The organism is Rhizobium sp. 007, assembly GCF_015353075.1.
GTDB lineage: Bacteria > Pseudomonadota > Alphaproteobacteria > Rhizobiales > Rhizobiaceae > Rhizobium.
In genome coordinates this window covers 292,817-314,468 of record NZ_CP064188.1, presented here as the reverse complement: position 1 = coordinate 314,468, position 21,652 = coordinate 292,817, and the positions used below count along the sequence as shown (strand labels likewise).

Below are 21,652 nucleotides of genomic sequence, written 5' to 3'. Positions count from 1 at the left end.
CTTTGCCGAGGGATGTCGCTCCCTCACCAGCCAGAAAGCTTCGACCCGCATGTCCCATGATAAAATCGTCCCAGATGAAACCGTGCGCGTTCTCGCAGAAGCCGCACCGGATGCGGATCGAACCGGTCAATTTCCCTGGACGGGTATCCGTGCCGTTCATCAGAGTGGCCTCCTTGAGAGCACTGTTGCAACTCGCTATGGCGGCGAAGGCGCTACGCTCGGTGATACGGCCCACATTCTGGCGGCGCTGGGGCGGGGTGATCCCTCGGTAGCGCTGATCAGCGCCATGACGATCTTCAATCATCTCGGCCAGGCCGCAAAGAACCATTGGCCGGACGATCTATACAGGCGCCTACTGGCAGAGGGAAAGCAGCGACCGCTGCTGCTCAACGCAGCGCGCGTCGAGCCGGAACTGGGGTCTCCGGCGCGCGGCGGTTTACCCGCGACTCTCGCCCGCCGCACTGCAAACGGCTGGTCAATTACGGGTCGCAAGCGCTTCGTGACGGGCGCACACGGCCTTACCCATTTCCTTGTCTGGGCGCATACGGACGAAACGCCTGCGCGCGTCGGAACGTTCGTCGTACCAAACGGACTGCCCGGCATCCACGTGATTGAGAACTGGAACAGCCTGGGCATGCGCGCCACAGGTTCGCATGACGTCGAATTTATCGACGTCAAGATCCCGAGGGAAGACGTTCTGGAACTCGTCGACCCATCGGTGGCGCAGCAGGACAATCGCGCCCATGCGGCGATCACGTTGGCGCTGACTGCAATCTATCTCGGCGCGGCCGAAGCCGCGCAAGCGGCCTTCATTCGGTTCGCGCATGAGCGCGTGCCGGCCAATCTGGGCCGTCCCATTGCCCAAACAGAGCGGTTTGTGGCACTTTCAGGTGAGATCGACCTGCTCGTCTCCGGTGCCCGACAGATCATTTTCGGGGCGCTCGAAGCCAACCATGGTGACGCGGAAAGGCTAATAAGGGCCCGGCTCCTCGCGGGTCGGCAACTGCGCGAAGCGGTGCAGATCGCGGTACGCGGCATCGGCAATCCGGGCCTCAACGCCGACCTGGGACTTGAACGGCATTTCAGGGATGTTCAGTCCGTACTCGTCCATGCGCCGCAGGAAGATACATCGATTTCGATATTGGGCCGTGCCGCGTTTGATCGATGGAGTCGCGAGGAAACCACCCGCTCGAGCTATCCGACAGGGCTCACCGTCCTGAAAACAGCCTAACGAAACAGCAGGACCCCCCGATGACATCCCTTAGATATCAGGCCCTTCTGGGTTTCCACATGGGGGCTCCCCGCCTTCCCCGTGGTCTGCAACCTGCGTTGCATGATCGAGACGAACTCGTAAAAGGAATTTAGATGAGCAACGATCTGATCGTCGGCTTTTCGGGCAATATCTCCCGCCCGTCGAGCACCAGGCGTTTCGTGGAGAGCGTAACAGGTTCGCTGGCGAAGCAGGCAGGCCTGCAGCATGCTGTCTTCGACGTGGAAGACCTCGGCACGTCACTGGCGGCCGCAAGATCGGTCGCGGACCTCGATCCTGCCGCAAGAAAAATGATCCAAACAATCGTCGAGGCCGAAGCGCTCATCATCGGGTCGCCAACCTACAAAGGGAGCTACACGGGCCTGTTCAAGCACGTCTTCGATCTACTTGATCCCGCAGACTTGCGCGGTAAACCTGTCATCCTGACGGCGACCGGCGGGGGCGATCGACACTCCCTCGTTGTCGAGCATCAACTTCGCCCACTGTTCGCTTTTTTCGAGGCTTTTGTTCTGCCGACAGCAATCTACGCCTCGAGCCGCGATTTCACCGATGGCAAGCCGTCAGCAGCTATTCTCGGTCGCGTAAACCAGGCGCTGGTGGAGGCTTCCGTCCTTGTGAAGTCCCGCTCGACAGCCGACGCAATTGCCGCGGAATAAGTACTCAAAGGCTGATCGCCGCCGAGCATGTTCGGTGCCTCTTCCGGCCGTGGCGGCTGGGTTGATACGTATTCCAGAACATCAACGAGCTCCACGCCCACAGGGTTTTCGCCGGGCTTATCATGGTGACCCTGTTCGGCCCTCTGCTGGAGAACGTTATGTTCCGTCAATCGGAGCACCAGACCGCGGTAGAATGGGGAATGACGCTGACGCGGCAATATCGGTAGAACGGGAATGACAGCACATAAGAAATACGTGGTCGGGATTACCGATCACATGATCGGCACGCCTGACCTCGAAGCGAAAGTGCTCGGCGACGATGTCGAGATCGACTTCTTCGCCAGCACCGATGAAGCATCTTTCGCTCCAGATCGGCTAGCAAGGCTCGATGCCCTGATGGTCTGGGGCGCGCGCCTCGGGCCGCGCAGCATCGCCCATCTGACGCGTTGTCGTGGCGTCGTGCGATATGGTGTCGGTTACGAGAAGATCGATCTTTCGGCGCTCACGAGCGCCGGCATCCCGTTTGCCAACAATCCCGATTATGGCACGGAGGAAGTTGCTGATCATGCGGTCGCGATGATCCTGTCGCTGACCCGGCGGCTCTGGGAGCACGACGCCCGGGCCCGCGGATACACGTCTGGATGGCAGGTCCATAGCTTGAAGCCGCTTTCTCGCTCGAACCGGACCACGGTGGGTGTCGTCGGCGTCGGGCGGATCGGGCACGGCGGTCGTCAACCGGCTGAAGCCATTCGGTTTCCGTATCCTTGGTTACGATCCCGGCCAACCGCCCGGCCATGAAAAGGCCGTCGGTTACGAGCGCTCCGACCGGCTGGACAAGCTTCTCGCCCAGTCGGATGTGGTCACGCTTCATTGTCCGGCGACCGAAGAGACGCGCGGCATTATGGGCGCCGACGGTCTTGCCCGACTTAAACCGGGAGCGCTTGTCGTAAACACAGCACGCGGCGAGCTACTCGACGACCTCGATGCGCTAGAAGCCTCGTTGCGAAGCGGCCATCTGGCTGCGGCCGCAATCGACACTCTGGCGCAGGAGCCGCCCGGTGACCATTCTTTGCTGACGGCTTGGCGCAAACGTGAAGGCTGGCTTGCCGGGCGGCTCGTGATCACGCCGCATAACGCCTTCTATTCCGATCATGCGGCTGTCGAGATGCGTTCCAACGCAGCGCAGACGGTCCGGATATTGCTCGACGAAGGCAGGCTGCGAAACAAGGTGGCGGCTTAAAAGTCCATTATACTAGATGCCCGCCTCGACAGGATTCGAACAGGCGGCCGCGCCAGCTGACGTCCGATTGAACCGCCCTTTCGCCCTGGAGACAGAGACGCTGCCTGATTGAGTATTGATAACGAGAGTCTAACGACTTGATGTTGCTCACGAAGAGAGCGAATTCCGCTACGACGCACGCCGCAAGGCCTGATCGAGATCGCAGATCAGATCATCGACATCTTCAAGACCAATCTGCAGGCGTAGCAGCGCCCCTTTATACAAAGTCTTTAATACTCGACGATTCTCAAGTTCGATCTCCATCGCAAGACTGCGGAACCCGCCCCACGAGTATCCCATTCCAAACAGCATAAGACTGTCGAGGAAGGCATGTGATTTGTGCTTGGCATCTGTGTCATCGTATTGGGTGAACGAATGATACGATGTCGATCGCGCCCTTGAAATCACGTTTCCAAAGAGCGTGACCGTGAAAGCTTGGGAGCGCGGGGACATAAAACCGGCCCTACTGTTTTGTGCGCCTCAAGCCATTCAGCGACGGCGAGCGCGCTTGATTGATGTCGTTCCAGCCCCTTGCGCCCATCGCACGAAGCCCGCGCAGGACTCTACATCGTCGGTTTCACGATCTTCGGAATCGGCCATCTGACAGGGGCAGCTTGCCTAACCCCTCAAAAGCGAGGGGTCTTTGGCGCAGTCTCGTTTTCCGGCCGGAACGCGGCCGGGAGATCGACAGGGACCCCAATGGGTATGAAGTGTTTCAGGTTGGCGGTTAGCCGTTGCGGCAATGATGAGATCACCAAGGCCGGGATGACGGCCCTTAGCCGTGGCAGCGTCTTCCAGCGCCCCGGCGATCCGGGCAACGATGGGATCAACGTTCAAGATGCGATCCCCAAAGGAATCCACGACGAAATCAAGCCAAGCATTCAAGCGCTTCGCCCGACCCCACCGCGACGGTGAAGGCTGCGCATGCCCTTCTCGATCTCGGCAAGGGTCATGGCTGGCAGATAGAGCATGTCAGCCTCACCTTGCTCATGGAACCATGCTTTGACCGCATCAGATGGCTTTTCCTTTTGATCAGGTGAGAATATCGATATGATGTTCGTATCAAGCAGCAGGCCATTACTCATCAATTTCCCTCATTTTTGAGGGGTTTCTTTCGAGAGCGGCAGGGCCGGGATACGTCATCAAGAAGTCGCCAAAATTCGGCCGTGGCTTCTTCAAAGCCCGCTTTGCAAGCTCGGCCGCTTCGACCGACACAAGCACGGCGGCGGGCTTTCCGTGCCGCGTGATCGTCACGAATTCGCCGTTTGCGGCCTCATCCACCAGCCCGGCGAACCCGGATTTTGCTTCCGCTACGCTAATTGTTGACATTACGGCCTCCTATCTAAAATGACCATATATAGTCAAAATAAACATTGCCGCGGATAGAATAATCAGCCACCGGATCGCCGGTGATCCCGATCGTGCACTGCCTGGCAGACGTCAACGACCAGCTTTCGCGCGGCCGGCCGTTCTTTACCGACATCGCCAAAGACGAGATCGTGCTCTACGAGGAGCCCGGCCATCCCCTCGCCCAGCCGAAGGCTCTGACACCGGAGGAGGCAAAGGCCGAGGCGCAGCGGTATTTCGATCAGTGGTTCGCAAGCGGCGCAAAATTTCTAAAGGGCGCAAAGTTTTACCTTGCTCAACAAGACGACAACCACGCGTCCTTCATGATGCACCAGGCAACGGAACACTTTTACCAATGTGTGCTCCTGGTATCGACCCTCTACGGCCCGAAGTCTCACCGCATCAAGGTGCTGCGCTCGCAAGCCGAAAGCACCGATGCGCGGCTGGTCGCGGCCTGGCCGCGCGACACCCGCTTTGCCCGCCGCTGCTTCGAGCTGTTGTCACGGGCTTATGTCGAGGCGCGATATTCGTCGAAATACACGATCAGCGATGATGAACTGCAATGGCTCGTCGCGCGCGTGAAGGATCTGCAGCAGCTTGTGGAGACGATCTGCAAAGAACGTCTCTCATGAGAGCAGATCTCGCCATATGAGCGGTGTCAACTTTCGGAAGCCCAGTTCAAGCTGGCACCCACCGCCGGTGTTCTGACCGGAGTCCGCGTGCCAGGATCATCCCTAAAATGGAAGGTGACTGCCCTAACATGGAAAGCCGGCCGTTGCGCCAGGCCTTTGACTCCAAATGAGAAAACGAGCATAGAGCGATCGAAGCCTTTCCCAAAGATTCGCTAGTAACATCAATGGCAACTTCCAGATTGACACGCGAAAAACGCCTGCTGCTCATCGCTGAATATATGGCAGGAGCAAAGATAGACTTCCTAGCGAAGAAATATGGCGTTCATCGCTCGTATCCACGCATTCTGTATCGTCGCTATTTTACGAGCCACACGCGCAAAGCCGTTTGACTTAGATTTACGTGCTCACTGGTTTTCGAAGCTCTTGATTTTTTGCCAGTTGCCCCCAAAAAAAGGATACTGACTTTGGAAGCCACGCCCGGCTACCAATCGACACGTCCGACTTTCAAGCGCGGAATTTCAATTGAGATTTCGGGTTGCGGCTTCGGTGGTGCCGGCCGGTCGCGTCAATCATTCGCCATTCGCGCTCTAGCTTCTCGACGACGCTCTGAGGTATCATTTCCGCCACGTTGCCTCCTCTGGTCCTTCTCTTGGTGCTTGCCTAGAAAAGAAAGCCAGCGGGGGTTGCAAGTTCATTTTGCGGTTACGGCTAGAACCTGAGGTAAATGTCCAATTCGCCTGTCGTATGAAAGAGCATGGCGTGCCGGAGAGAACGAGATGCAGGATGCCGAAGTCCTGGTTGTTGCGTAGCGAACGCGCGACGTCCACCGATGACGACGCCTTGTTGCGGATTCTGACACAAAGCAAATCCGTGCGAGCTCTGATGCATTTGACGTTTCAGATTGTGCGAAAGCTTGAATTGCAATCAATCTCAAAACGCTGCCTCATTGAGTGGGGAGATCTAGACCACGATCAACTTCGCGCCCGACAAGCATGCGGTAGGCGCTTGCGTATTGCTGGATGCCTGACTGGGTTGATGACGAAACGGTGTCCGAGCTGGCCGCCGAGGCGCGGAAACCTGTAACCGTCAGCCGTAACGCCTTGATTGCAAAGGAGATAGAAGACCACGACGCCGGTCAAGCCTCCCAGAAGTTCAATTTAGCACACTCGAGGGAAGATATTTACTGTATATTATCCAATTGGGTTATCAATGAGTGTGCGCATGTTGGAACGGCGTCTAGCGTTTCCCTATGACGACTCGCTTAAAATATTTGCTGATGGCAATTGTTCTCGCGCTGGTGATGTGGGGTGGCCTCATCGCCGGCGCTGTCTGGATCTTGAGCGATGGAACCGATTATGGGTTCACCGCTGGAACAAGGTGACGTGAGCATCGCCGATGCCTTCCCACGGCGCGGGAAGGCTGGACAGAGTGGCTCCACAGATAGGATTATGCCTGCCTCAATATCAAGAAACAACTCGAGTCTAAGTCCGCCGCAGCGACCCCGCCGGGCGTAGAGCGTTATATTTCCATCCCTTATCGACGTCTTTAGAATACAGGCGGGTGACAGATCGTTACAACCTCGGTGAGACCTGTCTGTCGGTATTCGATGAGGAGATCGTCGCATTCCCGAACTGGCTGGCCAGCATAGGTGGTCCTGACCATCCGGTACGGACGATCTACCTGGACATGGGCCGCACGTTCCTCGTTGCGCGTCACCATATCCGCCGCGTACGTTTGTGCCGCAAACAACCAGGAGCCCGCAACGACTGCCGTCATCGATTTTTGAAATGTAAGCGACATAACGCTTCTTCCTTCAGAGTTCGCGTCGACTGGTTGTACTGCTGCATGAACGCGAAACAGAAGTTTCGCTACCCTACTCTCCAAGAGCTCCACCTTTACTCAGCGGAAAATTTGTGCCGAATGTTCTCGATATAGAATGAGCCTGGGGAAAGACTTCTGGCAAGACCTTCCACGATATCTTTGGGCACATCCCGATAGACACGTATCTGGCCGCTTGTGAGATGAAGGCGAAGTAACTGATCCTCCTCGTCGTAGACGAAGCTCTCAATCAACTTCGAATTAAGATCACGTTGCATGCGAGTATGGTATTTTACGGTTCAAAAAATGCAAGCGCATCGTTGGCCCACACCGACCTTGAGTATTCGGCGGCAGTACTGCGGCCAAGCGTAATACCAGGCGAGACAATACAGGTCACCGCCGGTACGCCACGGCCGATGCAGCGGGGTCCGGCGAGTAGACCTAAGTTAGGATGGGTTCGATTAAAATGTCACTGCTGAAATGACAAGCGTCGCACTCGAGAAACCGACGCGGACAAGCTTTCGGGTATTCGGTATATGGATGCCTTGAATAAGATAGCTGAAAAACCGAGTGGGGAAAGCGGCGAACCAAGCAAGTGACGCATCACCTTCTCGTAAAACAGGCCGGGCGCTCGGTGATGCACAAGCGCATCGACGTAACTTTGGGGAACATCTTTCCAGATGCGAAAGCCACCGGCGCGCATCTCGATAGCCATGGTCCCTGAAGATGGTTGATAGTAGCAAGCGCGGATCACGCGGGATTGCAACGGAGACTTGAAAATCTGCAGGCTTGGGTAGGTGTCCAGCTCAGTCATCGCTCCGACCCTCGGGTTGACTACGGAAACGAAGGGTAAATGGCCAAGGCCAGCACCCGCGGCGAAATTGCACTGCACTATACTATCCCGCAGCGCAGCAAATGCAACTTTAATTACGCGTTCTCAGGATCAAATTGAATAAACCCGCCCAAGGGCGCCAATCCGCAATGCTATGCGCTCTATCTTATGCTGGCTGTCGAGGTTTGATCCGTCTGATTGATCAATGACCGGTAGACGAAATTCCCCCCTCCGATAATGCAAACCCACATTGAGATTGATACGCCGAACGCGCAAATAAGGCTTTTAAATCGGATTGACATACCAAATCCTCGGGTTTCTGCAGCCTGAAGATTGCAAAGAATAGTATCAAATTATTCAACAGAGTTGGTTAATGGATAGCAGCAACCCCCTTCCCCGATATACTTGAGCAACCCGATGACAAAACCACGGTCGCACCCATCATGAAGACGCCCAACATCGACGCGGGCGATACGGCTGGCAAAGCGGCGAATGCCCACGATTCAATTCTGAGATTCCCGATGATCGCGTGCAATTAACCCCGTGCCACGAAATGTAACAAAGCTACTTGCTTGTGGCACTAACTCCCAATACACAGCAATCACAAATCAATATTTGAGGGTACCATGCGCATTGTTATGATTGGTTCGGGCTATGTCGGTCTCGTCTCCGGCGCCTGCCTTGCGGATTTCGGCCACCACATCACCTGCGTCGATAAATCCGAAGCGAAGATCGACGCCCTTGAACGCGGCGAAGTGCCGATCTTCGAGCCGGGCCTCGATGCCATCATCGAGCACAACCGCAGCGCCGGCCGCCTGGATTTCTCCAAGGATCTGGCTGCACCGGTTGCAGACGCCGATGTCGTCTTCATCGCGGTCGGCACGCCGTCGCGCCGCGGCGACGGCCATGCCGACCTGAGCTACGTCTATGCCGCCGCGCGCGAGATTGCCGCAGCCGTCAGCGGCTTCACCGTCGTCGTCACGAAGTCCACCGTTCCCGTCGGCACCGGCGACGAGATCGAGCGCATCTTCCGCGAAGAGTTCCCCGGCAAGGACATCGCCGTCGTCTCGAACCCGGAATTCCTGCGCGAAGGTGCTGCCATCACCGACTTCAAGCGCCCCGACCGCATCGTCATCGGCACCGAAGACGCGCGCGCCACGGAAGTCATGCGCGAAGTCTACCGGCCGCTCTACCTCAACGAGGCACCGCTTATTTCTGCGAGCGCCGCACGTCGGAGCTGATCAAGTACGCCGCCAACGCCTTCCTCGCCATGAAGATTACCTTCATCAACGAGATCGCCGACCTTTGCGAACAGATCGGTGCGGATGTGCAAAAGGTTGCCAAGGGCATCGGCATGGACAAGCGCATCGGCGACAAGTTCCTGCATGCCGGCCCCGGCTATGGCGGCTCGTGCTTTCCGAAGGACACGCTGGCGCTCGTCAAGACCGCGCAGGACTATGACAGCCCGATGCGCCTCATCGAAACGACGGTTGCAATCAACGACAACCGCAAGCGCGCCATGGGTCGTAAGGTGATCGCCGCCTGCGACGGCAGCGTGCGCGGCAAGAAGATCGCCGTCCTCGGCCTGACCTTCAAGCCGAACACCGACGACATGCGCGATGCGCCGTCGATCACCATCATCCAGGCCTTGCTCGACGGCGGCGCCACGGTTCACGTCTATGACCCGGAAGGCATGCAAGCGGCCAAGGAAATGCTCGGGCCGGTGACCTACGGCAATGACCCTTACGAGATTGCCGAGAGCGCCGATGCCATCGTGCTCGTTACCGAATGGGATGAATTCCGCGCGCTCGACTTCAAGCGCCTGAAGACCACGATGAAGAAATCTGTCGTCGTGGACCTGCGCAATATCTATCCCGTCGCCGAAATCACGCGCCACGGCTTCAGCCACTTTGCCGTCGGCAAGAAGCATTGATCCGGAATCAAGTTTGCATTTGAGCCTTGTCAAAGTCATCCTCAGCGATGTCGCACGGAGGCGGGCGACATGAGTCCCTAGCAGACACGTCTCCGTTGACTATCCGTACACCGAGTACAATCGGCATTTTGCACGATAGGGTGGATGTCGAGACGCATCCTTACCTGGTTGGGTCAGTGGCATGTGAAGTCGCTTTGAGTATTAAGCGCATACCACAATTACGACGCCAGAACGCTTTTGTTGCGATCGAGGTGCCGGTTTGGGTAGCATTCCAAGTCAAACCGGATGGGTAACGGGTGCGTATTTTACATCTAAAGGTTGAGTATAAGCAAAAAACTGGCGTAGCGGCATGGATGCTTATAGTGTCGACCCTATTGCTCCTGTTCTTTGCTGCAAATACAGCATCGGCATCTCAGTACGGATCTCCATTGAAGATCGTTGCTTTTGGAACCTCTCTCACTTCGCGCGGCGGATGGCCACAGGTGCTTGAGAAGGAACTTGGTGCCTGTTTGAAGCAGCCGGTTTCGATCAAGATCGTGGCGCTCGCTGGTGCTACGTCCGAGTGGGCACTCAGCCAAGTCGCCTGGGTCACTGCGGAGCAACCAGACATCGTTTTGGTCGAACTCTATGCTAACGACGCGGCACTCGATCGTTTCATTCGCTTATCTACTAGCCGAACAAATATCGCCATGATCCTCGACGGGCTGCATGCTGGCGCCCCCCAAGCTCGAATTGTTGTAATGGCGATGAATCCCGTCTCAGGTTTGCGAGGCTGGATGAGGCCCTTTCTTGATTCCTATATCGCGGCGCATCGCCAGGCTGCGGAAAGCCGTGGCATGGGGTTTGTTGACTTCCGACCTGCATGGTTTGCACTGCCAGAACTAGAGCGCATCGAAGCAATTCCAGACGGCCTGCACCCGAAGCCAGAAAAGGCCGGCGAGATCATGGCAACGATGCTGGTTCGCTACCTTGTCCGGGGGTTGTGCTGAAACGGAAGGCCAGGTGCCCTCGAGTAGGTCTACGAGAATAACGATGCTGCCGCGTCGCCACGATGCTTGCGAAGGACTATAGGCATGACCTTACTAGTCCTATTACGTCAGCATTTCGACCATTGTCTGCCGTACGTAGCCCAGCAATCTTTCCTTACTTGCTTCCATATCACTAGCAGCTACAGCTGGCCGCAAATCTCCGTGTAGGAGATCCTTTAATTCTTCTTTTGATCCGGCAACATAGATGCCAGGCCTGTTCTTTAGCTGTGAGACCGTGGCTAGCTGATGATCGTTACGATGCTCGCCAAGAGATGAAAGTCGCGGAACGAGGACTATTGGCTTCATATATCTATATGCTTTGAGCACCGTTCCGATCCCGGCATGGGACACGATGATCGAACAATGCTTCAGTCTCTCGTCAAACTCAGAAGCTTCGACATTAGCACTCCAAGCATGATATTTGGGTGTATAGCTGCCTGCACCTATCTGCGCGAAGACCTCCTGCTTTAGCGAAGGAGCGAGTTCATCGACCATTTTGATCAGCCGATCGAAAGCAAGCTGTGTGCCAACGGTGACGATAATCACAGCAAGGCTCCATGGAAGCTAGGGCCTGACCCACTGCTCAAATGTTCCCATTGCGTAACCCAGCGGTTACATAGAAAGCGGGCCAATTTGCCCGACATCGACAATTGCTCTACATTAGCGAAGCTATCGATCCAAATCGTCTTGGCGCCGATCATTCTCCCGAATGCGATGCAGATCAGGCCAGGTGCAGCTCCGGTGGAGAGGATTACTTTTGGTCGCAGCGAAAGGACGATCCGTGCGCATTGCAGCAAGCATCTTACTACCCGCAATGGCTGGTTGCGATTGCAGTCTTCGACTACAAAACCATTTGTCTTTCCGGACTGCCTCAGAAGTTCATCTTTCGTCGTGACGAAGACTGGAGACAGATCATCGAACGCTTCCGACAATAATAGCAATTGCTGCCAATGGCCGCCACTCGATGCGACTGCTAGGATAGGATTTTTCATAACTGTGTGCCTGTTGGTTTCTTGCAAGGGCGCGTCACTGCCCTATCCATGGCGACGTCGGTCGGCATGGTAATCCTCGCGGTAGCCTATCGACTGAAGCCCTATGCGGAGAAATATGCTGCGATATCCCAGTAGATGATGGGCGGCTGGCAATTACCACATCCTCAATACGCAGGACGGCGGAAACCTCATGACACTGTTCAACTTGCAGCATACGGTCCAACATGATTAAATTTGGCAGAAGAAACTTCTATCGATAACGATCATTCTTGGCTCGAAGTAAGTTCAACTTGAACAATGGCTGAGTCTATTCGTATAGCTATAAGAACACCCGTCGTCACTTCATCCCTTATAAAAGGCGAATTGTCAACGTGTTGCAATGCAATATCAACTTCAAGGGCGTTCCTCGCATGCTAGAAATTTGGCTTTAGGCTGCCTCCAAGTTAAGCCCAGCGGAGAAGATTGGATGCTTGAATCAGGGATTTTAGCTGTTGTGCAATCTTTGATTTATTTATACTTTAATTGGCAAGCATCGGGAGTATTCGTAGCATTGATCGAGATCAAGAAAATCCAGCCTCATTTCTATCGTTCCCCAATATTCTCCAATACATTTGATCGTAATTGTAGTCGGCCGATATTTGATCTCGGCGGTCCAGCGGCGCAACAGCCTTAGCACCAAGGCTACATTGCCGGCTGTAGGTTTGAGTACTGCGGCATCTCATACTTGATGCCGTGGTTATAGGGCCGCCATGGCCGTCCAACGATCCAAGATATTGCTTTCCTCCACCAACCAATTTCTTCAAGGGCTGGCTTCTTTCCCTCATTGGCGGGAATTCTCACAACAATCTCACCGGACTGCTGTTTGCCTTCGATCACCCATCCGAGCTTAGCGTATCTCAATTGGAAATCCGAACTCTCGACCGGAAGCAAACCATACGGAGTATTCCATAGAGGGTTTCCAGCCGGACGCATGTAGGCGGCAATCAACGAGCGCAAAGACCACAAGCAACTTGACGTGCCGGAATATTCGTCCAGGAACCGTTCGTCCGTGCGATAAAAACCCTGCGTAACGCCGCCTTGAAACAAGGCACCTTTCTGAGCAAATTCTGTCCAGACTACGTTGAGCGCGCGCATCGCGACACCCGGCTCCATATCTCCGGTTAACAAAAGGGGCGTGGGTATCGCCATTCGATAGCAAGGACTACGACCCATTATGGGGAGCCCCTCCGGCGATATCAGGTGAGAGGTCAGCTGTGCAGAATCATACAACGCCCTCACGATGAAATCGTGGTCGAACTCCGGCGAAATTCTGTCAATCCAGTACAAGCTGTAGGGAATTCCCCATGTGTTATAGAAGTCGACACCATTGGGATGATCAAAGAACCACCCGGATTCGAGATAGTCCTTTTTAAACTGTTCGTAGGCCGCTCTTCCATCCGACACATCAATCTCGCGATTAGATAAAGTGGCCAACGTCTGGTAAATAGTTGTCTTGAATAAAAGCCAATTATTCGGATTGACCTTCCTCTGAGCGTTTAGCAGCAACCACTTTTCAATTTGGTCACGCTCCGCTTGATCGAGATTTACCCATATTAAATTCCTCGTCATCCACAGCGCAACCGAGATGTCAGCAGCTTCAACAATTCGCTGATCCAAATCATGTGGGTCTCCCCAATAGGTGGGCGCCGATGGATTGGTACCGGCAAGCAACCCATCCTTGATCAGATCGACCAAGTTCACCGACGTGCCGATTTTACGAGGATCCTCAACTACCACGGGGCGACCAGATGCGATCCACGCGCCTAACAATGGGATCGTGCGCGCATAGCCTTCAAGCCCCTCAATTTGCGACCCTCGTTTCCCTCGTACGCCGGGGCGATCTACTAACTCTCCAGTCTCGTTTCTGAACTGCAAAAATCCAGCGAGGAAATAATCAAAAAGCACTCTAAAATGTCGCTCAGGAGTGTCACTATCGGAAGATAGAAATTTTTGAGCAAAGCTTTTATCGCCTTTTTCGAAGAATTCTGAATGCTCCGGGGTCGTCTCCCAACCGGAGACCGCGTATTTCCCACGCACCATGGCTCCAGCTGAAGCAGATGCAATAAGCAAAAGCAGTACAATGCCGAAAACATAAGGTCGCTTCATAATAATCTCATAGCCCTTTTATCGCCCTAGGGCATATCGAGGTCACACGTCACCAATTATTGCCCGCGTTTCATCCTCCGCGAAGGAGCATATGCAACTGGCTCAGAGCAACCATAGATCCCCACCAACACGAGGAAAAAGATAGGCGCGGCGCTGAAGGCATTGTCGGTCATCGAATATATAAAAAGCGAGAGACCCGCTATCCAATAACCCCATCTGTTGGTGACTACCGATTGATTAGCCCTGATAAACAGGAGGAGAGCAAGCAAACAGAAAAACACAACACTGAGGACCGAACCTAGTTCTACAGCAAAACGAAGATACTCATCATGCGCAGCCACGGTGGCAACTTTCAACGTTAGGTCCTCTGGAAAGATTATGTATTGGTGCCCCAAACCGACACCCCATTGCGAGTAGCTCGCCGCTATATCTTCCAAGAACTCCCGGATAAGATCTCGCCCGCTCTCGCTGCCGCTCGAAAAGCGCGCGATGATCGTATTCGATACAAAGAATAGGCCAACAATCGCTAGAAACGCTCCCACGTAAGTCGCGATGAATTTAAACGTGGCGTTCCCTCGGGACCCGAAATAAAACAGTGGAAGGGCATTGAGGAGCATGATTGCAAACGCCATCCGGCCTCCTGCCAAGGCGCACACTCCCGCACATATCGCGGCCCAAAGATAGTATCTCAGATTGCCGGTTTTGCTACCGAGGACGATGGCCGCCAAAACACCGGCAGCGCTGGCAGCAGATAAATAAGCTGCCTGTGTCGAGCCAGAAAGTCTGGTGACCCCGAGGAAATCTGCTCTCATGATTTCCCTTATTCCAGCAAGCTGCAGTAGCACGCCGAAGCCAAGGTACAAGAACGGAAGAGCTAGGATCCACTGCAGTATAAATCTCTTCGTCCGCGGCGGAGGTGAACACATGAGAAACATCATCGGAACAGCCAAACTGATCAAACCACTCGCATAGGTTCCCCAGCTAAAGCCAACATAATCCGTCATCACTGCGCTCAACAGGGTGATGATCATGATCGAAAAAAATAAGGCGATGGAGCTTCGCTTCGGAGGATGGCATCTCAGAAGAAAAAGGCACGCAATTGCCAAAATGGCCTTTTCGATTGGATTAGCTTTAAAACCGAAATTGTTCAGGTTTATCCCTATTACAAGAATAGAGATCGCGAAGGTCACGCGAAAGCAAGTCTCATAAAACCTCGGCGAAAAAACTGCGCCGCTATTGCGGCGGCCAACCCGATTCTGATTAGGTAGATATGTCAAAGGTTTGCTCATTCTAAGCATACGCGTCTGCAGATGCTGGACATTATTTCGTACAAGGAATTGTTGCAAGATGCTCTCAAGGCGTGAATTTGTTGCACTAGCAGTCGTTGGCGCCTCTTCGCTCCAGGCCTTCGGCTCAGGTAGCCGTATTGTATTGAACCTTGATGACTTCGGCCTTGAGGACGAGGTCAACACCCCCCTGTACGCTGCAGACGTCGATATCATTGTTTCAGGAGCGACTAAAGGAGCACGGCTCGCCTTCACGCGTATAAACGGAGGGCGCAATGTAATCTTGCTCGGTGGGGCCTATCGAAACGCAGTGATGCTTGATCGCTTTAGTGTTAGTGGCCTTGTGGAAGGCGTTTACGTTAAGTTTCCCCCTGGCTTGGAGAGAGATGCGATATCCCTTCGGCCGGCGGCGAATTCGAGGAAACTCGCACGGCCATATGGCGGCACGCGAGCAACCATCCGCAACTGCAGATGTGAAAACATCCAAGGTCACCGCAGTGGCGTGCACGGTGACGCCTTTCAACTTGCAGGATCGCTGAACGCCCCGCCGGAGTTCGTAGTGATTGATGGGTTCACAGCGACCTGCGGATACCAGGGCTTATTCTTGTCACCGCAGACAACCAATCTCAGCCTCACGACAGATCATGAGCAAGGCACTTTTTCGGCAACAGATGGGCCAACACCGAAGGAATGCAGAATTCGAAGATGCAATCTCAGAAAGACGTCGCGATTTATCCCCAATAGCAACCACGAGAACATCTCCCTCTTCTCGCCGATCGACACTACGAGTGCAAAAAACGGAAACCGCGTCTACCCGAAATTCTTGGACGATTTTTGGGTGTCGCCTTTTGCAGAAGAGAGTATCCTGGAGTGCCTTGCGAAAGGCGGAATTGATAGGAAGGCGAACATCGACAGTCGTCCAATCGCCGATAGCTCGGGACAGTTTGCGACATACCATACAGGCATGTTAATTTTTGACAAATCTGGCAGTTCTCCCGGTAGGGTAAATCGAGGCGTCCCGCAAGGCGGAGACTTCGTCTCCTACTCTGCAGAGATGATTGGCGGTATCGGCAGACCAGGCATCGGTTACAAATCTCCCTGAGGACATACCTGGAACAACCCTCTAGACAACCGTGAAACTGTAGTGGCTTTTTGCCGAACGTAGCGGCATTGCGGGGTTTGCGTTGTCGCGAAGAACCCTGCCCCAAGACAGCAAGTTCATCGCGCCAGCGGCGCCATCGAGTGAGAGGTCGCGAAGCAGCGGTGGCGTTTGCAGCAGGGCGGTGATCGAGGTAGTCATTGGCGACGTGATCGTGGGTGCCGTTATGCAGCCAACTCGAAGCTATCAGTTACGCGGCTTTTTCGCGCCGCATCAATTGTCGGCAGATCGTCATAGCCGCATTGCGGTCCAGCGTGAGAAGGCTCGCGATATAAACTACACCGAAAACAACTCCTAGCGAGACTCCAGCAACGATGTCATGCATTACTGCGTTGCCCGGGATGGGCGAGCTCCAGCCCTCGAAATAAGCCCGCACCAGCCAGACCACCGCGAGGGAAAGGCTGCTGGACGCAAAGTAAGGGGAGATGATTCGGACCAATCGACGAAATGATATGCCAGAAAAGTGACCGCCGACGAAGAAGTAAAGCGGGATCAGGATGCACTGCGATAGAGCATAGGCATAGATGAAAGTGTAGAGATCGGTATTCCGCGCAACGTAGAATACCACCATCGCCAACGCCGCATTGGCGAGCGAGAGCCACAAGCTGATGCCCGACATTCCTCGGGAATTAAGGACGATCTGATTATAAGCCCCAACCGATTGAAATGCGCTGACGATCGCAAGCGGCAGCAGCAAATGTTCTGAACCGCGCCCGTTCTCGCCGAATGCGACCCAAGTGATTTCGGGCGCAAGTGCGCCAAGCAGGAAAAATGCGGGTACGCTCACGCCCGCGGCAAAGATTAGATTGTTATAGAAGGCATCAATGAGTGCGTCCGGATCGTCCGCGAGTTTTGAAAAGCTCGGCAGACCGAGATCGGTGACCACCGTCACGAGCAATTGGCTGAGAACGGCGGGCAGCCGGACGCTCATGAAATAGATCGCGAGGGCAGTCGGCCCAAAGAGCACCGGCAGAAGGATTTCCATGACCCTGGTAGAGGAGTAATAAAGGATACGGGTTGCGAATACGCGCGAACCAAACTTGATAAAAGGTGCGCTGGCAGCGAATGCTGGCCGAGCCGGCTTTAGGATAGGGGGATGCCAAGCCATCACGGCGTTCACGGCGCCGAACACGAGGAACTGAGCGACCATGCTCCAGACGCCGAGGCCTCCCGCGGCCATGACAATGCCAACGACGGCGCTGAGCACAGTCGCGGCAAGCGAGCGCATAGCGAGCCGCTTGAACTGGAACTCCTTCCGCATCAGCGCCTGCGGCACGAAGCTGATGCTATTGAGCGGAAGCACGATCGCGGCCACGCGCAACACGTTTTCCGCGCCTTCTATTCCGAGGAATACGGATATCTGTTCGGCGAACATTTGAACCCCGAGATAAAGAAGAAGCGCGATGCCGAGATTGATGACGAGAAGAGCGGTGGAAACCGCTGGCGGCACCGCTTTGGCCTGAACGACAGAATCGCCGAGACCGTTATCCGTGAAAAGATCAAGCAGAGCCATAACCGCTGCAGCCGCCGCGAAAATGGCGATTTCTTGCTGCGTCAGCAGTCGGACGAGGACGAAAAAGGTCAGTACCGCGCCAAGTCGCTGGCCCCAATTGCGTACGGCGGACCAGACCACTGATGCACGGTTCATCGTTTATCACTTTCAGAGAGCGTTTGATTTTCGGCTTGAGACTGCCAAAAAAAGGGGTTTAGGAGCCGACTAGACTCGGTTCAGTATATGATAGGCGAAGCATGCTCTTGTAATGAGTCGGCCATTAGGTATTCCTTCATTTTGAGAAGGCAAAAGCCACGACGTTCGCCGTTGCTTTCAGGGCCATGTAGACAATCCGTGGCCGCAGGTCGAGAAAAACGGCCTTCGAAGCATTGCCCAGACTCGCAATTGGGTCGTAACACTGCTTGGCATAGACCTCCGCTAGTCTAATGGCCTGAAGAGCCTTCACCTTTCGCAACTCTAACGGATCGCTGATGGAGTCGTTGACGATCTGAAAAATGCGTTGGTGGCCAGCTTCCACATTCGCGCGATTTTTGGAGATGCGCGTGTTTCCGTCGAAGTGATATTCAACCAGTGGCGCCGGATCGCTGCGAAGCGGCCCCAGCTTAGCCAGGCGCAGCCAGAACTCCCAGTCCTGGCAGGCGGGCATGTCTGGTGCGAAGCCACCCGTCTCGTCGAAGGCGGATCGGCGCACAACTGCCGAGGAGGTGCCACCCAGCACATTGCGCCCGTAAAGATCCTTGCGCTCGACTAAAACTGGCGTCTTGCTCGAACGCATCGGTACGGAAGGATAGTAGAACTCGAATCCGGTATAGACGGCCGGCGTTTCAGGATACGCGTTGAGAAGCGCAGCCTGTCGCTGCAGCTTTGTTGGTTTCCAGCAATCATCGGAATCCAGAAACGCGATCGCCTCCCCTCGCGTTTCCAGCGCGCCGGCATTGCGCGCCCGCGGCGCGCCTCGGCTGTTCTTTTCTCGGATAAGCCGTACACGTGGGTTACTTTCGGCTATCCTTTCGACGACTTGCGGTGTTTCGTCAGTCGAACCGTCATCAACGACAATTACCTCAATCGGCGGGAGAGTCTGTGTTAGTGCGCTTTCTACTGCCCGATGGATCACGGTCGAACGGTTTTTAACCGGAATCACCACTGAAATATGCATATTTGCGATATCCTACCTAGTGGAAGTCCCGGCCGCAGCGGCGGCGCGAACCTTAAGCACAGCGGACTCAAGACGGCCATAGGGCAACGTGTTTATGTTTTCCCGGATGATAGTAGCGGGGTTACCGGCGACAACACAGTTGTCGGGCACATCTTTGGTGACAATCGCGCCTGCTGCTACTATGCAATGATTCCCGACGGCTACTCCTGGCATGATAATGCTGCGGGCGCCGATGAAGCAGCACCTGCCAATTCGCGTGTCAGTCTTGAGCGCGCGGGACATGTCATGGCTGAGAACCGCGGCGCCGAAGGACAGGTAAGTTTGCGCGCCGATATGGATACCCTTAGGATAGGTCAAATCCAACTTCGCACTCATGGACATGACCACCGTTGGATCGATGTCCATGCCCCAGAATTTCACGAGATAAATACGGCGAATCTTCACCAGCATACGCTGCAGCTTAATTAGCTGATTAAGCGACTTCATGTTCTGCTTCCCACTGAAAGCCGAAAAGCCTTAAGTAAATCCATTGCAGACATACGCCCGAGCAAAGCAAGGGCGACGCCCACCAATGCCTTGCGGGCCGCCGCCCACAATCCAGCCGGGCTGTTCCAGGCATGCCGCCATATAGCCACCATGGAACCAGCAAAATAGCGCGTCTTAAGTTTCGGATCGATATCACGATGACCAATGGCACGGACATTTAGAAAAAGGACCTTTCTCGCCAAATAGTAGCTCCTCAAAGCATAGTCAGTATCTTCTCCACCATTGATTTTCGCGCCTACTCCGAGGGTTTCGTCAAAACCGCCTACTTTGTTAACCAAAGTCCCGCGGAAAAAAATAGTGTTCGAAGAGGCCCGACCGATTACCGTCTGCAACGATGGCTCCGTTTCCGAATGAGCGCCGGGTGACAACGGCTCGGAACCATATCGGCAAAACCAAAAATCGACATCGGCGTTTTGCGAAAAGGCCGAGACGACACGACCCAGCGTTCCGGCGGGATACCAGCAATCGTCGTCAGGAAAAGCGACAACATGGGCTGCTGCCAGCCCCTCCCTGCAGGTCTTCGCCGAGAGAAGCATGTTACGGGCCTTTGAAAGCGACACCCGGTTGTCAATCGCATGAATCGTAACGAACTCAGGAAAACGCATGACCAGCGCCTTCATCTGTTCTGCGCTGGTGCGCTGCATAAGAAGGAAATGCCGCAGATTAATGCCTGAAGTCGAATTAACAAAACTTGCGACGGACCCGAATAAACGGTCGAGATCGTCCATTCGAGGTGATTGTCCGTCACTTGTCGTAAACAGCATCACGGAAAGTGGCTTATCGCCGAATTTTTGTTGGATCAATCGGCATATCCCCAAAATATTGCTTGCTTCAAACGGTCAGGTACAAAACTGCACCATGTAAAACCTAAATACCTAGGTTCTATGTCTGCAGCTTTCTGCCACTCTACTTAATTCTTCGCGGCACTCAAGAACGAAATTCAGCAGGGCCTGCCGGATTCACAGCGCAAATTGTGATTGGGTCAGATGTATCCTGTTACTGAATTTCGCGGGCATCTTCCGCTCCTGTTGCGCGGGTCGTGAAGCCTGTTGGCTGAAGACGATATTATCCGTCTCATCAGATTTAGAAGGCTCTAAGTATCAATATGCTGCAGAACGTGGGCCTTGCCGTCCTTCAGCCGAAGAACGGTCAAGCGTCCGGTTGCGAAGGCGCCGGTGTCATTGCCGACACGGTTTGGTCTAAAGGACGGCTGCACGCTGACCGTATGCCCATGCACCACCAAGTAAGGGAGTTTTGCCCCTTCTTGCAGAAATGGCTCCCGGATCCACATGAGGTCCTCGTCTGCCTGATCGGCGAGCGGGATGCCTGGACGCAAGCCAGCATGAACGAGATAACTCCACCAACTTGCAGCATAACAGGTAGCGAGGCGAGCAATGCGGTATGGGACGCCGGTATAGCGTCTTGAACGGCCTGCTCCAGGGCTACCAAAGCGCGACCGTTCTTCATAATTTGATCGAAATGAATGCCATAGGACCGTAGAGTTTCAATGCCGCCAAAATTCAGCCAGCCCACGTTGGCTTTCGGGCTTTGGATGAATTTTAGAAACTCGGCGTCATGATTGCCACGTAGAAGGACCTGTTCGAACCCCTCAGGCGGTGATGCACGCAGAAAATCAAGGACTGCGGAAGACTCAGGTCCACGGTCGGACATAATCTCCGAGAAGAACGATCAGCTTTCGGCCGGCAATGGTCTCGCCATCCTTATAAATAGCATCATAGGCAAACTTAAGTTGGGCCATGGAGCCATGGATATCGCCGAGCGCATAAATCGCTGCGAAGCTCTTGTCATCGAATGCTAGCCGCGTGCGTGCCGTCTCCTGATATCTGTCGGTCCCGAGTATTTTCTTAAACAGAGATTTCAACTGACGCTTCCACGGCGGTAATTCCGCCCTCTCGCTTCGAACCGGCACACTATTCCCGATAGAAAAACGCAATTCGATAAAATTGATTCTATCCGTTTAAGCGCAAAGTGACTCGCCTTGTCTATCGTGACCTCCAATCGCGGAGAACACGAGGATCGCGGACAGGCGATCAAGCGGT

General features: G+C 54.6%; 22 protein-coding genes and 2 pseudogenes. 8 read left to right on the top strand and 16 right to left on the bottom strand.

Annotated features, from left to right (window positions below; all coding sequences use genetic code 11):
• The first annotated feature begins 49 nt into the window (after positions 1-49).
• The 4 genes from ISN39_RS22485 to ISN39_RS36610 all read left to right on the top strand — a co-directional run bounded on the left by ISN39_RS22485 (position 50) and on the right by ISN39_RS36610 (position 3,166).
• Positions 50-1,231 (top strand): acyl-CoA dehydrogenase family protein, encoded by a 1,182-nt coding sequence (locus ISN39_RS22485; protein ID WP_194730506.1) that lies wholly within the window; start codon positions 50-52, stop codon positions 1,229-1,231.
• A 134-nt stretch (positions 1,232-1,365) separates the two neighbouring features.
• Positions 1,366-1,926 carry an FMN reductase gene (gene msuE, locus ISN39_RS22480; RefSeq protein ID WP_194730505.1) on the top strand — a complete coding sequence of 187 codons (561 nt, stop codon included), beginning with the start codon at positions 1,366-1,368 and terminating at the stop codon, positions 1,924-1,926.
• Positions 1,927-2,181: 255 nt separating this feature from the next.
• The gene (locus tag ISN39_RS36615) at positions 2,182-2,724 is read left to right on the top strand and encodes a hypothetical protein (RefSeq protein ID WP_246763391.1); all 543 of its coding nucleotides are present in this window, start codon (positions 2,182-2,184) and stop codon (positions 2,722-2,724) included.
• On the top strand, positions 2,621-3,166 hold the full coding sequence (locus ISN39_RS36610) for an NAD(P)-dependent oxidoreductase (RefSeq protein WP_246763390.1): 546 nt from the start codon (positions 2,621-2,623) through the stop codon (positions 3,164-3,166). The genes ISN39_RS36615 and ISN39_RS36610 overlap by 104 nt, the downstream gene beginning before the upstream one ends.
• A gap of 168 nt (positions 3,167-3,334) precedes the next feature.
• Here the strand turns inward: ISN39_RS36610 and ISN39_RS22470 are convergent.
• From ISN39_RS22470 to ISN39_RS22460, 3 genes and pseudogenes are all read right to left on the bottom strand, one after another.
• Positions 3,335-3,770: pseudogene (locus tag ISN39_RS22470) on the bottom strand (PLP-dependent transferase); the annotation flags it as partial.
• Between the two features lie 316 nt (positions 3,771-4,086).
• Positions 4,087-4,290, bottom strand: coding sequence for a hypothetical protein (locus ISN39_RS36605; RefSeq protein ID WP_246763388.1), 204 nt, complete (start codon positions 4,288-4,290; stop codon positions 4,087-4,089).
• Positions 4,283-4,534 carry a type II toxin-antitoxin system Phd/YefM family antitoxin gene (locus ISN39_RS22460; protein WP_194730504.1) on the bottom strand — a complete coding sequence of 84 codons (252 nt, stop codon included), beginning with the start codon at positions 4,532-4,534 and terminating at the stop codon, positions 4,283-4,285. Before ISN39_RS22460 ends, ISN39_RS36605 begins: the two co-directional genes overlap by 8 nt.
• Positions 4,535-4,614: 80 nt before the next feature.
• Here ISN39_RS22460 and ISN39_RS22455 point away from each other — a divergent pair, with 80 nt between their 5' ends.
• Positions 4,615-5,184, top strand: a complete 570-nt coding sequence (locus ISN39_RS22455) for a HEPN domain-containing protein (protein ID WP_194730503.1) — start codon at positions 4,615-4,617, stop codon at positions 5,182-5,184.
• A gap of 1,545 nt (positions 5,185-6,729) precedes the next feature.
• Here ISN39_RS22455 and ISN39_RS22450 read toward each other — a convergent pair.
• From ISN39_RS22450 to ISN39_RS22440, 3 genes are all read right to left on the bottom strand, one after another.
• The gene (locus ISN39_RS22450) at positions 6,730-6,984 is read right to left on the bottom strand and encodes a hypothetical protein (RefSeq protein WP_194730502.1); all 255 of its coding nucleotides are present in this window, start codon (positions 6,982-6,984) and stop codon (positions 6,730-6,732) included.
• A 95-nt stretch (positions 6,985-7,079) separates the two neighbouring features.
• A complete protein-coding gene (locus ISN39_RS22445; RefSeq protein WP_194730501.1) occupies positions 7,080-7,280 on the bottom strand; it encodes a KTSC domain-containing protein in 201 nt (66 codons plus the stop codon).
• A 191-nt stretch (positions 7,281-7,471) separates the two neighbouring features.
• A complete protein-coding gene (locus ISN39_RS22440) occupies positions 7,472-7,816 on the bottom strand; it encodes a KTSC domain-containing protein (RefSeq protein ID WP_194730500.1) in 345 nt (114 codons plus the stop codon).
• Between the two features lie 644 nt (positions 7,817-8,460).
• On the opposite strand from ISN39_RS22440, the pseudogene ISN39_RS22435 reads away from it, so the two are divergent.
• Together ISN39_RS22435 and ISN39_RS22430 are read left to right on the top strand one after the other, a co-directional pair.
• Positions 8,461-9,767: pseudogene (locus tag ISN39_RS22435) on the top strand (UDP-glucose/GDP-mannose dehydrogenase family protein).
• A 296-nt stretch (positions 9,768-10,063) separates the two neighbouring features.
• Complete coding sequence (locus ISN39_RS22430) at positions 10,064-10,756, top strand: SGNH/GDSL hydrolase family protein (protein WP_246763387.1); 693 nt, start codon at positions 10,064-10,066, stop codon at positions 10,754-10,756.
• 102 nt (positions 10,757-10,858) lie between these two features.
• Here ISN39_RS22430 and ISN39_RS22425 read toward each other — a convergent pair whose 3' ends face one another.
• The 4 genes from ISN39_RS22425 to ISN39_RS22410 form a co-directional block, all read right to left on the bottom strand.
• A complete protein-coding gene (locus ISN39_RS22425; protein WP_194730499.1) occupies positions 10,859-11,341 on the bottom strand; it encodes a glycosyltransferase in 483 nt (160 codons plus the stop codon).
• Positions 11,338-11,787 carry a glucuronosyltransferase gene (locus tag ISN39_RS22420; RefSeq protein ID WP_194730498.1) on the bottom strand — a complete coding sequence of 150 codons (450 nt, stop codon included), beginning with the start codon at positions 11,785-11,787 and terminating at the stop codon, positions 11,338-11,340. Before ISN39_RS22420 ends, ISN39_RS22425 begins: the two co-directional genes overlap by 4 nt.
• Positions 11,788-12,468: 681 nt before the next feature.
• Positions 12,469-13,932: a DUF2264 domain-containing protein gene (locus tag ISN39_RS22415; protein WP_194730497.1), complete on the bottom strand. Its 1,464-nt coding sequence runs from the start codon at positions 13,930-13,932 to the stop codon at positions 12,469-12,471.
• 56 nt (positions 13,933-13,988) lie between these two features.
• On the bottom strand, positions 13,989-15,122 hold the full coding sequence (locus tag ISN39_RS22410) for a hypothetical protein (RefSeq protein ID WP_194730496.1): 1,134 nt from the start codon (positions 15,120-15,122) through the stop codon (positions 13,989-13,991).
• Between the two features lie 157 nt (positions 15,123-15,279).
• Between ISN39_RS22410 and ISN39_RS22405 the strand changes: the two genes are divergently transcribed.
• Positions 15,280-16,320, top strand: coding sequence for a hypothetical protein (locus ISN39_RS22405; protein ID WP_194730495.1), 1,041 nt, complete (start codon positions 15,280-15,282; stop codon positions 16,318-16,320).
• A 21-nt stretch (positions 16,321-16,341) separates the two neighbouring features.
• Here ISN39_RS22405 and ISN39_RS22400 read toward each other — a convergent pair whose 3' ends face one another.
• The 6 genes from ISN39_RS22400 to ISN39_RS36600 form a co-directional block, all read right to left on the bottom strand.
• The gene (locus ISN39_RS22400; RefSeq protein WP_194730494.1) at positions 16,342-16,518 is read right to left on the bottom strand and encodes a hypothetical protein; all 177 of its coding nucleotides are present in this window, start codon (positions 16,516-16,518) and stop codon (positions 16,342-16,344) included.
• A 49-nt stretch (positions 16,519-16,567) separates the two neighbouring features.
• Positions 16,568-18,025 (bottom strand): oligosaccharide flippase family protein, encoded by a 1,458-nt coding sequence (locus ISN39_RS22395; protein WP_194730493.1) that lies wholly within the window; start codon positions 18,023-18,025, stop codon positions 16,568-16,570.
• 136 nt (positions 18,026-18,161) lie between these two features.
• Entirely contained in the window at positions 18,162-19,046 is an 885-nt protein-coding gene (locus tag ISN39_RS22390) for a glycosyltransferase family A protein (RefSeq protein WP_194730492.1), read from the bottom strand.
• 12 nt (positions 19,047-19,058) lie between these two features.
• The gene (locus ISN39_RS22385) at positions 19,059-19,532 is read right to left on the bottom strand and encodes an acyltransferase (RefSeq protein WP_194730491.1); all 474 of its coding nucleotides are present in this window, start codon (positions 19,530-19,532) and stop codon (positions 19,059-19,061) included.
• Positions 19,529-20,395 (bottom strand): hypothetical protein, encoded by an 867-nt coding sequence (locus ISN39_RS22380; RefSeq protein ID WP_194730490.1) that lies wholly within the window; start codon positions 20,393-20,395, stop codon positions 19,529-19,531. The genes ISN39_RS22385 and ISN39_RS22380 overlap by 4 nt, the downstream gene beginning before the upstream one ends.
• Before the next feature lie 848 nt (positions 20,396-21,243).
• Positions 21,244-21,474, bottom strand: a complete 231-nt coding sequence (locus tag ISN39_RS36600; RefSeq protein ID WP_246763386.1) for a hypothetical protein — start codon at positions 21,472-21,474, stop codon at positions 21,244-21,246.
• Positions 21,475-21,652: the final 178 nt, after the last annotated feature.